At 63.1% G+C, this 407-nt stretch carries 1 protein-coding gene; it reads right to left on the bottom strand.

Features of this window, described 5'->3' with window-relative positions:
• Positions 1-407: IS21 family transposase (locus AC0L2Y_RS34635; protein WP_473562345.1), on the bottom strand; the 407-nt coding region annotated here is incomplete at both ends.

Below are 407 nucleotides of genomic sequence, written 5' to 3'. Positions count from 1 at the left end.
CCGTGTGCCGCATTGCGGCGGCTGACAATCTCATCGATGAAGATGCGGTAGGAGCCGAGATCGTCGAAGTCCCTTGTTCCGCGCATCAGCAGGGCGTCGCGAACGGCGTTCTTGAGATGGCCGTGGGAGCTTTCGATCGAGCCGTTCTCGTGGGCGATGCCTTTGTTGTTGCGGGTTGGCGTCATGCGGTAGTGGGCGCACAGTTCCTCATAGCGGCGCGTGAGATCGGCCTTTGCGTCGGCATCGAGGTTGCGGAAGGCGGCCGACAGGCTGTCGCTGCGGTGATAGAGCGGCGTGCCGCCAACAGACCACAACGCGTTTTGAAGCCCTTCGGCCAGGGCGACGAAGCTTTCGCCGCCGAGGATGACATGGGCGTGCTCAAAGCCCGACCAGGCGAGCCGAAAGTG

This window comes from Mesorhizobium sp. WSM4830, assembly GCF_055811495.1.
This window is presented reverse-complemented; position numbering and strand designations above follow the sequence as displayed.